We start from the raw sequence: 14,109 nt of genomic DNA, 5'->3' as shown, positions 1-14,109 counted from the left end.
TACGAATTATTGGCCCGGCCTTCCTCTAAGCCTTGATGGCATTGCGCAAAGTGCAATGCATGGCAGGAAGGTCCGGGAACGACCGGCTGTGCCTCGCAGCCTTTTGAGTTTTCCGGCTGTATGTTGCAGCCTCCTGAACTTTCAGCATCTTCGCCCGCCATATTGCTGTGCGGGATTGACAGGCAAGTAATAAAATGACCGAGACGACTGCTAAGATCGACTATTCCAAAACTCTCAACCTGCCACAGACCGAGTTTCCAATGCGCGCGGGACTGCCTGCGCGCGAGCCAGTGTTTGTGCAGCGCTGGGAGGAAATGAACCTCTATAAAAAGCTGCGCGAAGACGCGAAGGATCGCCCGCTTTATGTGCTGCATGACGGCCCTCCTTATGCAAATGGCAATATCCATATCGGCCATGCACTGAACAAGATACTCAAGGATGTAATCACGCGCTCATTCCAGATGCGCGGCTTCAACTCGAATTATGTGCCGGGCTGGGATTGCCACGGCCTGCCGATCGAGTGGAAGATCGAGGAAAAATACCGCGCGCAGGGCAAAAACAAGGACGAAGTTGCAATCAACGAATTCCGCAAGGAATGCCGTGAATTTGCTGCGGGCTGGATCAAGGTTCAGTCGGAAGAGTTCAAGCGCCTCGCAATCTGTGGCGATTTTGAAAACCCATACACGACAATGAACTTCCACGCGGAAGCGCGGATCGCTGGCGAACTCCTGAAGTTTGCTGCAACTGGCCAGCTTTATCGTGGTTCAAAACCTGTCATGTGGTCGGTGGTTGAACGCACAGCCCTTGCAGAAGCCGAAGTCGAATATCACGACATCGAGTCGGATATGATCTGGGTGAAGTTCCCTGTAAGATCGGGGCACGGCGATGACCAAACAGCACTTTCGGATTTGATGAGTGCATCGGTAGTTATCTGGACAACGACTCCTTGGACTATCCCAGGCAATCGCGCCGTGGCTTATTCCCCACGTGTTGAATATGGTCTTTTTGAAGTAACCGATGCCGAGAACGATTTCGGCCCTCAACCCGGCGAAAAGCTCATTCTTGCAGAAAATCTTGCTGAAGATTGCTTCAAAAAAGCAAAACTAGCTTACAAGCAGTTGCGTAAGGTATCTGCTGATGACCTTTTTCCTTTGACGCTCAATCATCCGCTCAAGGGTTTCGGCGGCGGATACGAATTCGTCGTGCCATTGGTTTCTGGTGACCACGTCACCGACGATGCTGGTACCGGTTTCGTGCACACCGCCCCAAGCCACGGACGAGAAGACTTTGAAGCATGGATGGACAGCGCGCGTGAGTTGGAAGCGCGTGGCATTGATCCGAGCATTCCGTTCCCGGTTGGCGATGATGGCTATTACACCAAGGATGCGCCGGGCTTTGGTCCGGATCGCGAAGGTGGGCCTGCGCGTGTTATCGATGATAACGGCAAGAAGGGCGATGCGAATGACTCTGTCATCAAGCAGCTCATTGCAACTGACAAGCTGTTCGCACGTGGCCGTCTGAAGCATTCTTATCCGCATTCATGGCGCTCGAAGAAGCCGGTTATCTTCCGCAACACGCCGCAGTGGTTTGTCTATATGGACAAGAATCTCGGCGATGGCACCACTCTGCGTTCGCGCTCGCTGAAAGCGATTGAAGATACGCGTTTCGTGCCTGCTGCCGGTCAGAATCGTCTTCGTGCCATGATCGAAGGTCGCCCGGATTGGGTTCTTTCTCGTCAGCGCGCATGGGGTGTGCCAATCTGCGTCTTCGCTGATGAGGAAGGCAATATCCTTCAGGACGATGCCGTAAACAAGCGCATCCTTGAAGCTTTCGAGGCAGAAGGTGCCGATGCATGGTTTGCGGAAGGTGCGCGTGAGCGTTTCCTCGGCAGCCGTGCCAATGAAAACTGGACACAGGTTCGCGACATTCTCGACGTCTGGTTCGATTCTGGCTCGACACATACCTTCACGCTTGAAGACCGCCCGGACATGAAGTGGCCGGCGGATGTTTATCTCGAAGGCTCAGATCAGCATCGCGGCTGGTTCCACTCGTCACTGCTAGAAAGCTGCGGAACGCGTGGTCGCGCGCCTTACAATGCCGTCGTCACCCATGGTTTCACCATGGACGAGAACGGCAAAAAGATGTCGAAGTCGTTGGGCAATACGGTCACGCCACAGGACGTCATTAAGGATTCGGGTGCGGATATTCTTCGCCTCTGGGTGATGACGACCGATTACTGGGAAGATCAGCGCCTCGGCAAGAGCATCATCCAGACCAATATCGATGCGTATCGCAAGCTGCGTAACACCATTCGCTGGATGCTGGGCACGCTCGCCCATGATGAAGGCGAGAATGTTCCGCACGCAGAGCTGCCGGAACTCGAACGTCTGATGCTGCATCGTCTGGCGGAGCTCGATGAAGTCGTGCGTTCAGGTTATGACGCGTTTGATTTCAAGCGTATTGCACGTGCGCTGATCGATTTCATGAATGTCGAACTTTCGGCCTTCTATTTCGATATCCGCAAGGATGCGCTTTATTGCGATGCACCATCCAGCGTTCGCCGCAAGGCTGCTCTTCAGACCGTTCGCGAGATTTTTGACCGCGTAACCACTTGGCTCGCTCCGATGCTGCCTTTCACCATGGAAGAAGCTTGGCTGGATCGCTATCCGCAATCTGTTTCGGTGCATCTGGAACAGTTTCGCAAGACGCCTGCAGAATGGCGCGATGATGTGCTGGCTGAAAAGTGGCGCAAGGTTCGCAATGTTCGTCGTGTTGTTACAGGGGCTTTGGAACTGGAACGCGCGGATAAGCGCATCGGTTCTTCTCTGGAGGCGGCTCCAGTTGTCTATATCGCTGACAAGAGCCTCGTCGATTCGCTTGAAGGATTGGATTTCGCTGAAATCTGCATCACCAGTGGTATTGACGTGACTGATGCCGCGGCACCTGCTGATGCCTTCACGCTGGATGACGTGAAGGGTGTTGCAGTTGTTCCTGTTCGTGCGGAAGGCGAGAAGTGCGCGCGTTCGTGGCGGTACACCACGGATGTCGGTTCTGACCCGGAATTCCCGGAAGTCTCGGCCCGCGATGCGGCAGCCCTTCACGAATTGAAGGCTCTCGGCAGACTTTCGGCATAAAATCAGAGGCCCGGTTGTGGCATGCATCCGGGCTTTTCGCTTCAGGGCTTGCCTTGTAAAGTGAGGACATGGTGAAATAGCGGTTAATATCGCGATTGCCCGTAGAGATGCTCTCATGTACAAGGCTCTCCTTGAGATAAACTTGCAATCTGCCTTGGAGTTGCCGGTTTCTTGCGGCAAGGGTTTAAAAGAAGCCTTTGACGAAGAGAAAATCGACAGGCGTAAAAGAAGTGGCGCTAATGAAGATTGAAGGACGAGTTCTGGTATTGATGACGGCAGTCGCGGGCCTCGCGCTGTCCGGTTGTGTGTCGTCGCCGACCTACGGAACCGACAAAACTGCGAGTGCGCAGCTTCTCGACGACGTGTCGAACATGGCAAGCTTTGGTCAGGGCAAGAAAAAAGACCGTATTGATTACAAGCCGCGTCCTGATCTTGTGCGTCCTGGACAGGGCGACAAGGGCGCGTTGCCTGCTCCACAGGAAAGCCTTGCAAGTGCTGGCGATCCATCATGGCCAGAATCACCGGAACAGCGCCGCAAGCGTTTGCGCGATGAAATTACCGCAAACCGCGACAATCCAAACTTCGTTTCGCCTGTTGAGCAGGATGTGCCTGTTGCAAGCAACGTTAGGGCTTCATTGCCAAGCGGTGCCAGCCGTCGCGAAGATTATGAATCGCGCACGCCAACCTTTGATCCAGCCAAGGTTGCTGAGTTGAAAAAGCAGCGTGCAGAGCAGACACAAGGCACATCGACCAATCGCCGCTATCTGAGCGAACCGCCACTTGGTTATCGTCAGCCAGCATCAACAGCAGCTGTTGGTGATATGGGTCAGGATGAGGCGCAGAAAGAACGCGAGCGCAAGAAAGCAGCTGGCGGCGGCGGCAAAAGCTGGCGCGATCTGCTGCCTTGGAACTAGCCTTTATAGTATAGATTTTAAGAATTATGGAAGCCGGAAGAAAAAATCTTCCGGCTTTTTCTTTATATCAGTATGATTTCTTCATCATAAAAAAGATGCCATTTTGCATGAATCAATCTCTAATATTAAATATTTTTAATGTTGGCTATTCTGAACAATATTTGATTTCAATCAACGAAAGTATTCTGGCAGAGCGTATCCTGCAGCTTTTCGGGATGTAAGGTATAATAATGCACAAAACAAACTCATTTTGGGATGGCCCCGATGGCTACGGCGTCATCAGTCGTATGCTCCATTGGTTGATGGCCGCGCTTTTTCTGTGGCAGTTCATCTCTGCTATCCTGCGCATTTTCATCAAAGAGACGCCGCTTTATAATTTCTTTTGGTCAGCGCACTTCACAATTGGCTTCTCTCTGTTGGTACTCGTTCTGCTGCGCGGCATTTGGGGACTGCTAAACCTTTCCAGCCGACCGCATAAGCCCGGTGTGATGGGGAAGCTCGCAGGCTTCGGTCACCTGGTAATCTATGCGCTTATGTTTGCAGTGCCTGCGCTTGCGTTGCTTCGGAGCTATGGCAACGGCCGTGGCTTTTCCGTCTTCGGTATCCAGCTATTCGAACAGACAGGCGTGCAGAATGCGGCGCTAACAGCGCCCGGCAACGCGCTTCACGGCCTTCTTGGCTGGGTGTTGCTGGCCGCTATCGTCGGACATGTGCTGATGGCGCTGATCCATCATTTTGCACTGCGTGATAACACTTTGCGCCACATGACGAGGCATAGGGTAATTCATTAAGCCATGATCTATCGCTTATCGCGAAAAAAATCCCGGAGAATTTTCTGGGATTTTTCTTCGGAGAAACCCGCATAAATTTCTGGAACGTGATGGCATGTGGGTTGTGTGTAGAAGCGTGGCCCATATTCCACACCACCCCCCTTGGGATCAGCAGCGCCATAATAAAGACGTCGGATGCGAGCAAAAGAGATAGCGGCTGCACACATTGCACAGGGTTCAAGCGTCACATAGAGATCGCAGTCGAGCAAGCGTTCGGACTTAAGTGCTTCTCCTGCCTGACGAATTACAAGTACTTCCGCATGCGCCGTGACGTCGTTCAATTCGCGCGTACGGTTGCCTGCCCGGGCAATAATCTTGCCTTCATGCACGATGACCGCACCAATGGGCACCTCACCGCGGAGGGCTGCAGATTTCGCCTCTTCAAGCGCAATCTCCATCGGTGTTGCCACTTTTGGTGCCGAAATGTCTGCAACCTTTTTCAATCCAACCTCATTTCGTGCGCTGGACAGGGAAATTTCGCTCGCAAGCCATTGAGCGATTTGTTACTGCATAAGTCACGAAATCAAAACCGATTTGTAAACGGATTTATACAGCGTTCTTGACCGGACGGTTCTTTGCCAACCCCCAAGGTGCGAAAGACGACACGGCGGCGCTGCTGAAAGGCCAACACCAGATGAGCACTGAAGACGATAACAAGGGCGGTCGACGCCCCCCGCATGGACGTGGTGAAGGTCGGGGCGATCGCCCCGGCAGCACTCGCGGTGAACGCGGCGAGCGAGGTTCAGGACCAGGTGAGGCTGGCTCACGTAATGATCGTCCACGCGACGACAGACCTCGCCGTGACGATGATCGCGGTGGTCCGCGCAAGTTTGGATCGCGCGAAACCCATGAAGGTGAAGATACCAGCGAGCGCATTGCCAAGCGTCTCGCACGCGCAGGCATTGCATCGCGTCGCGAAGCCGAGACCATGATTGCGGCTGGCCGGATCTCGGTTAACGGCAAGGTGCTTGAAAGCCCTGCGGTGAACGTGAAGCGCACCGACGTTATCACGGTTGATGGCAAGCAGTTGAAGCAGGCGGAACGCACACGTCTTTGGCTCTATAACAAGCCTGCAGGTCTTGTGACGACCAATCGTGATCCGGAAGGGCGTCCGACTGTTTTTGAAGCGCTGCCTGCGGAAATGCCGCGCGTACTTTCGGTTGGTCGTCTCGACATCAATACCGAAGGTCTGCTTCTGCTCACAAATGATGGTGGTTTGTCGCGCGTTCTGGAATTGCCTTCCACCGGCTGGCTGCGACGCTATCGCGTTCGCGCCCACGGCAAGGTCACACAGGCACAGCTTGATGAGTTGAAGAACGGCATTGCCGTCGAAGGCATTTTCTACGGCAGCATCGAAGCAACGCTTGAGCGTGAACAGGGTGCCAATGTCTGGATTTCAATCGGTCTGCGCGAAGGCAAGAACCGCGAAGTCAAGAACATCCTTGGTGCGCTTGGTCTGACGGTTGGTCGTCTGATCCGCGTGTCGTTTGGACCCTTCCAGCTCGGCGATCTTGAAGAAGGTGCGGTTCGTGAAATTCGCGGACGTATTCTGCGCGATCAGCTTGGTGAAAAACTCGTTGAGGAATCAGGTGCGGATTTCGACGCGCCAGTTCTGAACGAGTTCTCTAATACCGTCGTGCAAGGCCGCACGCGTCGCGAAATGGAACAGCAAGAGCCAGAAGGCGAATATCGTCGCCAGCCGCGTGAGCGTGAATGGATCTCCAGCCAGCCAGAGCGTCGCAAGCGCGAAGAAAAGAAAGAAGACAAGGTAGAGCCGCGTCGCCGTGGCAATAGCAATGTCTGGATGGCACCGGGCGCACGCCCGCAGGGTGAAAAAGCTGCAGCCCAAAAAGCTGCCCGCGCTGAGAGCCGTGGCGCACGTGCAAGTCGCTCCGATGGTGATTTGCAGTCGCGTCCGCGTCGTTCTGCTGATGGCGATCAGCGTCGTGAAGCCGGCCGTGATGACCGTCCCCGCCGCTCAGAAGGGCGTTTTGATAAACAGGGTTCCCATTCTGGAAATCGTCCTGAGGGACGCTCAGATAACCGTTCAGGACCTCGCGCTCCTCGTGCGGAAGGAGACTTTCAGTCTCGCCCACGTCGTTTCGGAGATGGCGATCAGCCTCGCGAAGAAGGTCGTGATGATCGTCCGCGCCGTTTTGAAGGCCGTTCGGAAGGCAGACCAGAAGCCCGTGCTCCACGTCCTGAAGGTCGCGATGATCGTAAACAAGAGCGTCGTCCGGGCAAGCGCGAGCGCGCCGAACTGAAGAACGAAGGCGGCGAAAGATCATCGGGCGGTTATGAAGGCCGTAGCTTCGGCAAGCCTTCGGGTCCGCGCAGCGAAGGTCGTTTCGGTGGTGGTAATGCCGATCGTGGTCCACGCAGCAGCGGTCCACGTTCCGGTGGTGGTGAAGGTCGCGGCCCGTCGAAGGGTCCAGGCGGCTTTGGCAAGGGTCCGGATCGTGGCGGTTCGGGCGGCAAGCCAGGCAATGGTAGATCTGGTGATGGAAAGCCACGCGGCGGCAAGCCAGGGGGCGGCGGTGCGGATCGTCGGCGGTAAATTCCGCGGGCGCGCGCTCGTCACACCGACCACAAATTCCATTCGTCCGACCACAGATCGGACGCGGGAAAGCCTATTCAATATTCTCGCACACAGCTTCCCGGACAAGGTTGAAGGCGGGCGTGTTCTGGACCTCTTTGCAGGTACCGGCGCGCTCGGTCTTGAAGCACTTTCTCGCGGTGCTCGCTATGCTGTTTTTGTCGAAGAATCAGCGGAAGGGCGTGGCATCCTCCGCCAGAACATCGAGGCCTTTGGTCTGCAGGGACAGACCAAAGTTCTGCGCCGCGATGCTTGCAAGCTTGGCGAAGCAGGAACGATGGAACCGTTCGACCTGATTTTTGCTGATCCGCCCTACGGTCGTCGCATGGGCGAAAAGGCACTTTTATCAGCACTTGAAGGTAGTTGGCTTAATCCTGACGCACTTCTCGTGCTTGAAGAAGATGCGGAAGCATCGCTGGAACTGGATGAACGATTCGTCGTTCGTGAAGAGCGGAATTATGGTGGAACCATAATTCGGCTGATACAGCTGAAAGCGGACTGAAGATTTATCCGAAACCGGATCTCCGGTTTCGGTAGCACAGTGAATTTTGAATATAGGTCTTGCCGCTCGCTAGACACTTCAAAGCTGTCAGGGCGGAATGAAACTGATTGGAGATGTCGTTTGGTGCATAACCCCTCACTCCGGCACTTTTTGTTGTCCACCGCCCTTGGTTTGGCGCTGGCTCTGCCTCTTGCAACAGGCTCGGTTCAGGCGCAGACGCCCGCACCAGCGGCTGCAACCGAAGCTGCGCAGCCTCCGGCCCAGTCTCAGGCACAAACAAATCTGCCAGAAATCACGAAATCCGAAGATATCAGCAGCTTTACCCTCGAAAACGGGTTGAAGGTCGTGGTTATTCCCGATCATCGCGCCCCGGTGGTCACGCAGATGATCTGGTATCATGTGGGGTCGGCTGATGAGGCACCGGGCAAATCCGGCATTGCGCATTTTCTTGAGCACCTGATGTTCAAGGGTACCAAGACCTATCCGGCTGGCGAGTTTTCAGCGAAAATCGCAGCCATCGGCGGGCAGGAAAACGCATTCACCTCTTATGATTATACGGCTTATTTTCAGCGTGTCGCTCCCGATGCGCTTGAAATGGTGATGGGTTATGAATCGGACCGCATGGCCAATCTAGTGCTCGACGAAGAGGCGGTAACGACTGAGCGCGAGGTTATCCTTGAAGAGCGCCGTATGCGTGTGGATTCAAATCCCGCAGCAATGCTGATGGAAAACACAGATGCTGTGCTTTTCTACAATCATCCTTATCGTGTGCCTGTGATTGGCTGGCGACAGGAAATGGAGAAACTCAGCCTCAAGGATGCGGTTGATTTCTACCAGCAATATTACACTCCGAATAATGCAACGCTGGTGATCGCCGGTGATGTGACACCTGAGCGCGTGCGCGATCTTGTCATGAAGACCTGGGCCACAATCCCCAAGCGTGCCGATGTTCTGCCGCGTGAGCGTCCGCAGGAGCCGGAAAAACACGCAGCCCGCGTTGTGACGCTGCATGACGATCGTGTGAGCACGCCGTCGTTCCGCATGTCGTGGCTGGTGCCGTCCTACTCCAATGAAAAGCGCTTCCCGAATGTGAAGGCAGGCGACGCGCCGGCACTTGATATCCTGAGCGAGATTCTCGGTGGTTCACTACGCTCTCGTCTTTATCAGGAATTGATCGTCAAGCAGGGCATCGCATCCAACACGGGTGCGAGCTATGATGGCGACCCACTTGATGATGGAACATTCTCGGTTTACGGCTCGCCACAGAACGGTAAGACGCTGGCCGATGTGGAGAAGGCCGTTGATGCCGAAGTTGCACGTATCATCAAGGACGGTGTGACGCAGACCGAACTCGATCAGGCACGCAATCGCTTCCTCAAGGCAGTAACCTTCGCGCGCGACAGCCAGTCAGGTATGGCCCGGATTTATGGTTCCACGCTCTCTATCGGCATGAGTATCGAAGATATTCAGAAATGGCCAGATGTGATCAAGGGCGTTACCGTCGAGCAGATAAAAGATGCCGCGAACCGGTATCTGGTGAAAAATCAGTCGGTGACGAGTTACTTGCTGCCGCCGGATACTGAACCTGAAAATGCACGCGAGAATCCGAATGCTGCCGCTGGCAATGCAGGTGAGAATGGCGCGGGAGGAGCAATCCAGTGAGCAAAGCTATTGCGTTGAATGTTAATCGTGCAAAGACCGCGATGATGGCGCTGGCAACATCCATGATGTTGCTGGTCATTCTGAACCTTCCGGCATACGCAATCGAGATTCAGGAGGTTGTTTCGCCAAAGGGCATCAAAGCCTGGCTGGTTGAAGATAGTTCGGTGCCGCTCATTTCTATGCGCTTCTCGTTCAAGGGGGGCACATCGCAGGACCCGGGAGGTAAGGAAGGTCTTGCCAATCTAATGACCGGCCTTTTCGATGAAGGCGCTGGCGACCTCGATTCCGACAGTTTTCAGGAACGCATCGATAACCTCGGTGCGGAGATGAGCTTTTCAGCTTCGCCTGATTCGGTATCTGGCAATATTCGTATGCTTGCCGAGAACCGTGATGCAGTGAATGGACTGCTGGCGCTTGCCGTTAACAAGCCGCGCTTTGATCAGGATGCGATTGACCGCATTCGTCAGCAGGTGGTTGCAAGTCTCGAAGCCTCGCAGCGCAATCCTTCAACCATTGCCTCGCGCAAGTTCTCCGAAGTTCTCTATGGCAACCATCCTTATGGTCGCCCGGACGAAGGCACAGTTAAGTCGCTGCAATCAATCAGCCGTGAAGACCTTGTCAATTTCCACCGCAAGAACTTTGCGCGCGATCGCCTGACGATCGGCGTTGTTGGTTCGATTAACGCCAAGGATCTTGGCGAAATGCTCGACAAGGTATTCGGCGATCTGCCTGCAAATGCCGAACTCGTCCCAGTACCTGATGCAAAACTTGCACTTGGCACGACGACAAGCCTCAGCTTTGACATGCCACAGACATCGATCAGTTTTGTCTATCCGGCAGTTCCACGTAAAGATCCGGAATTCTTCGCTTCTTACCTGATGAATCACATTCTGGGTGGCGGTTTCACCTCGCGTCTTTATGCGGAAGTGCGTGAAAAGCGCGGTCTCGCCTATTCGGTATCGTCATCGATGGCATTGCGTGATCATGTATCCGCATTGACAATTTCGACTGCGACACGGCCTGAAAAGGCGCAGGAATCGCTCAAGATCATTCGCGAGCAGGTCGCTGCAATGGCAAATGATGGTCCGACAGAAGCTGAGCTTGCTGCAGCCAAGAGCTATCTCAAAGGCTCTTATGCGGTGAACAATCTCGATTCATCGGTGTCGATTGCCGACACGCTCGTTGGTCTTCAGGAAGCAGGGCTTGATCGTGATTACATCGACAAGCGCGCCGAACTGATTGATGCGGTGACGCTCGATCAGGTGAAAGCTATTGCCAAAAAGCTTTTGGAAGCAGAACCTGCAATTCTGATTTTCGGTCCAGCTCAGTCTTAAGTTGGTCCAATCTTAGTTTGGCACAATCGTAAGCCAATATGCCGTGAGGAAAGCTTCATGGATGTAACCGTACCGACATCACCGCGTATCGCCGTCGCCTTTGGCGGCGGCGGTGCTCGCGGTATCGCACATATCCATATTATCGAAGTGTTGGACGAACTGGGCATAAAGCCGGTTGCGATTTCTGGTTCATCCATCGGTTCGATTGTCGGGGCCGGAATGGCGAACGGCATGAGCGGCAAGGAAATTCATGAATATATGGCGGCGATTTTCAATCGCCGTTCGGAAGTCGCCCGCCGCATGTGGCAGGCGCGCCCGGAACGCTGGGTCGAGCTGCTGAAAGGCGGTTTCCGCGTCAGCCAGTTCAATATCGAGAAGATATTGGAAGTCTTTCTACCCGCAGCACTACCCGAAAATGTGGAAGAGCTGAAAATCCCGATGAGCATTACCGCTTCGGATTTTCATGCGGCCACGGAACTCAATATCGAACAGGGCGACCTGCGTTCAGCTATTGCGGCTTCTTGCGCTATTCCGCCGGTGTTTAGACCGGTACGTCGCAATGGGCGAATTCTAGTGGATGGTGGATTGCTCAATCCGGTGCCATTCGATCTGCTGTTTGATAAGGCGGATATTGTGATTGGAATTGATGTTGTTGGTGCCCCTGTAGGGCCTGATGATTATATGCCGACCACAATCGAAGCTGTCATGGGTGCCAACCAGCTCACCATGTGCTCAATCATCGAGAACAAGTTCCGCAATCGCCCGCCACATATTTTTCTGCGTCCAAACGTCGAACGAATAGGCTTGCTCGATTTCCTGAAGTTCGAACAGATTCTATCGCAAAGTGCAGATATCCGCGAAGAGTTGAAACTTGCACTCGACACGGTTTTAAGCGGTAAGCCTGCCGCTGCGGCGTCCTGAGCATCCCCAGCGTAGATGCGTAGGATAGGGCGATAAAACTAACGAGTGGATTTTTCGAATTTGACGTTTGATACAGTATGGTTATCGGTCGGGGTTCAAACGTCAAATTCAATCCACTACAGCATAACTCCTTAAACTTGAATCAGTTTAAGGTAAAATTATGCTGTAAATATAAAGTGTTAGAGCGACCTTTGTGCGCCCAAGAGGGTGCGCGGCGCTCTAGCGATTATTCAGCTGCAACTGCGGCCGACGCCGTACCTTCGTCGATATTGGCAACTGCATCGATGCCGTCGCCCGCTTTATCGATTCGCTGGCCTTCGCGCTGTGGTTTAACCAGAGGCTCAGGCGTGACGGGCTTGTTGAAGAGCAGATGCCGTCCTGCCATGATTCCTTCCGATGCCTGGACGTGCAGGCGGTCTTCGTCGCGTTGCCGCACGTCCTCGCGGATTGCATAAGCGTTGGCTTCCGAAAGTCCTAAACCTTCAAGCGTACGCTGACCAAACAGAAGGCCGGATTCGAAAGTTTCGCGCAGCTCATATTCCACGCCTTGTGCGCGAAGTTGCAGCGTGTGTTCACGGTCATAGGAACGCACAAAAAGACGCACATCGGGATATTCCGACTGGATCAGATTAACGATCCGGTTGGTAATTTCCTTCTTGTGCGTACACACGGCGACAATTTTGGCTTTGCGGATGCCCGCTGCTTCGAGCACATCCTTGCGGGTGCCATCGCCGAAATAGATGCGGAAACCGAATTTTCCGGCGGCACGTACGCGGTTCGGTGAGTTGTCGATCACCGTCACATCGATGCCGCCAGCAAGCAGTATTTGAGCGGAAATCTGCCCGTAACGCGAAAAGCCGATCATCAGCACATCTGCGCCAGCGCCCTCGAAATTTTCTTCGATGACGTCTTCGGTCTTGTCTTTGATCAGCAGTCTTGAGCCGATGGCCACAGAAAGCGGAGTGAGTGCCATTGAAACTGTGACGGCGGCGACAAGTTCGGAGCTTAAGGCGTTTGAAATGACGGCTGCTGCTGCGGCAGCAGAAAACAGCACAAAGGCAAACTCGCCGCCCTGTGGGAGCAGAAATGCAACGCGGATTGCATCATTATGGTTCGAGCGGAAGATGCGGCATAGAACATAGATGATGGCTGCCTTGACGATCATGAAGATCGGGACCGCCATCAGAATGGTCTTCCAATATTGCAGGATCACAGTCAGATTGAGCGAAAGACCAACAGCCACGAAAAACAGGCCGAGGAAAATTCCGCGAAAAGGTTCGATATCTGCTTCAAGCTCATGTCTGTAAGACGATTCGGCCAGCAGTACGCCTGCAATGAATGCCCCCATTGCCATGGATAGTCCTGCCGCCTGCAAAAGACTGGCTGAACCCAGCACCACAAAAAGGGCAGCTGCGATCATCACTTCGCGTGCGCCGGTATTGGCAATGATACGGAACATCGGATTGATGAGATAGCGTCCCGCAATCACCAGAGCGATAATCGCAGCAATGGCTGTCGCCAAATGAAAGCCAGCACTGGCCTGTGAAGGCTCATTGGGGGACAGTGCAGGAATGATCGCCAGAATAGGAACGATGGCGAGGTCCTGAAACAACAGGATGGCGAAGGCACGCTGTCCGTGTTTCTGGTTGGTCTCAGCGCGGTCTTCCAGCACCTGCATAGCAAATGCCGTTGAGGATAGCGCCAAGCCGAAACCGATGATGATTGCCGCATTGGTCTCCAGGCCGGCAAGATAGACACCCAAGGCGGCCAGCGCGGAACCTGTGAGCAAAACCTGTGCAGCTCCCAGGCCGAAAATTGCATGACGTAACGACCAGAGCCGCGATGGTTTCAGCTCAAGCCCGATGATGAACAGCAGAAAGACGACGCCCAGCTCCGAAAAATGCAGCAGTTCCTCACCTTCCGAGATAAGGCGTGCAACTGGACCAATCGCAATTCCGGCGGCCAGATAGCCCAGAACGGTGCCAAGGCCAAGGCGTTTGAATAAGGGCGCAGCGATGATCGCACCACCCAGAATCATCAGCGCCTGTAAGTAAAGACTTCCGCCTGTTGCGACCATGTTTTGCTCTTGGAATATGAAGAATGTGGCAGGCTTGCCTTGAAGCCCCCCGATTTCAGCAATATAGAAACATGATATGGCTCTAATCAGTCCGATGTCGAATAATTTGACGATATTTTTTCGCAAATTCCCATTACGG

General features: G+C 54.0%; 11 protein-coding genes. 9 read left to right on the top strand and 2 right to left on the bottom strand.

From position 1 onward, the window contains the following. The first annotated feature begins 194 nt into the window (after positions 1 to 194). From ileS to OIV19_RS15450, 4 genes are all read left to right on the top strand, one after another. On the top strand, positions 195 to 3,134 hold the full coding sequence (ileS, locus tag OIV19_RS15465) for an isoleucine--tRNA ligase (protein WP_264232184.1): 2,940 nt from the start codon (positions 195 to 197) through the stop codon (positions 3,132 to 3,134). A gap of 115 nt (positions 3,135 to 3,249) precedes the next feature. After that, entirely contained in the window at positions 3,250 to 3,384 is a 135-nt protein-coding gene (locus tag OIV19_RS15460) for a hypothetical protein (RefSeq protein WP_264232183.1), read from the top strand. After that, positions 3,374 to 4,048 carry a hypothetical protein gene (locus OIV19_RS15455; protein WP_095444877.1) on the top strand — a complete coding sequence of 225 codons (675 nt, stop codon included), beginning with the start codon at positions 3,374 to 3,376 and terminating at the stop codon, positions 4,046 to 4,048. Before OIV19_RS15460 ends, OIV19_RS15455 begins: the two co-directional genes overlap by 11 nt. A 230-nt stretch (positions 4,049 to 4,278) precedes the next feature. Then, positions 4,279 to 4,839 (top strand): cytochrome b, encoded by a 561-nt coding sequence (locus OIV19_RS15450; protein ID WP_151090976.1) that lies wholly within the window; start codon positions 4,279 to 4,281, stop codon positions 4,837 to 4,839. A gap of 8 nt (positions 4,840 to 4,847) precedes the next feature. Here the strand turns inward: OIV19_RS15450 and OIV19_RS15445 are convergent, their stop codons facing one another. Then, positions 4,848 to 5,276 carry a nucleoside deaminase gene (locus OIV19_RS15445; protein WP_421522006.1) on the bottom strand — a complete coding sequence of 143 codons (429 nt, stop codon included), beginning with the start codon at positions 5,274 to 5,276 and terminating at the stop codon, positions 4,848 to 4,850. 236 nt (positions 5,277 to 5,512) lie between these two features. On the opposite strand from OIV19_RS15445, the gene OIV19_RS15440 reads away from it, so the two are divergent. From OIV19_RS15440 to OIV19_RS15420, 5 genes are all read left to right on the top strand, one after another. Further along, positions 5,513 to 7,435: a pseudouridine synthase gene (locus tag OIV19_RS15440; RefSeq protein WP_264232182.1), complete on the top strand. Its 1,923-nt coding sequence runs from the start codon at positions 5,513 to 5,515 to the stop codon at positions 7,433 to 7,435. Then, positions 7,416 to 7,976 (top strand): 16S rRNA (guanine(966)-N(2))-methyltransferase RsmD, encoded by a 561-nt coding sequence (rsmD, locus tag OIV19_RS15435; RefSeq protein WP_235901679.1) that lies wholly within the window; start codon positions 7,416 to 7,418, stop codon positions 7,974 to 7,976. Before OIV19_RS15440 ends, rsmD begins: the two co-directional genes overlap by 20 nt. 123 nt (positions 7,977 to 8,099) lie before the next feature. Then, complete coding sequence (locus OIV19_RS15430) at positions 8,100 to 9,638, top strand: M16 family metallopeptidase (protein WP_264232216.1); 1,539 nt, start codon at positions 8,100 to 8,102, stop codon at positions 9,636 to 9,638. A 41-nt stretch (positions 9,639 to 9,679) separates the two neighbouring features. Further along, positions 9,680 to 10,972, top strand: coding sequence for a M16 family metallopeptidase (locus OIV19_RS15425; RefSeq protein ID WP_210318355.1), 1,293 nt, complete (start codon positions 9,680 to 9,682; stop codon positions 10,970 to 10,972). Positions 10,973 to 11,029: 57 nt separating this feature from the next. Further along, on the top strand, positions 11,030 to 11,893 hold the full coding sequence (locus tag OIV19_RS15420) for a patatin-like phospholipase family protein (RefSeq protein ID WP_151090969.1): 864 nt from the start codon (positions 11,030 to 11,032) through the stop codon (positions 11,891 to 11,893). Between the two features lie 226 nt (positions 11,894 to 12,119). On the opposite strand, the gene OIV19_RS15415 is transcribed toward OIV19_RS15420, so the two are convergent. Beyond that, positions 12,120 to 13,970, bottom strand: a complete 1,851-nt coding sequence (locus tag OIV19_RS15415) for a monovalent cation:proton antiporter-2 (CPA2) family protein (RefSeq protein WP_264232181.1) — start codon at positions 13,968 to 13,970, stop codon at positions 12,120 to 12,122. Positions 13,971 to 14,109 lie beyond the last annotated feature (139 nt).

The sequence above is a fragment of the Brucella sp. HL-2 genome, assembly GCF_025846885.2.
In the GTDB taxonomy this organism is placed as follows: Bacteria; Pseudomonadota; Alphaproteobacteria; order Rhizobiales; family Rhizobiaceae; genus Brucella; species Brucella quorumnocens.
This window is presented reverse-complemented; position numbering and strand designations above follow the sequence as displayed.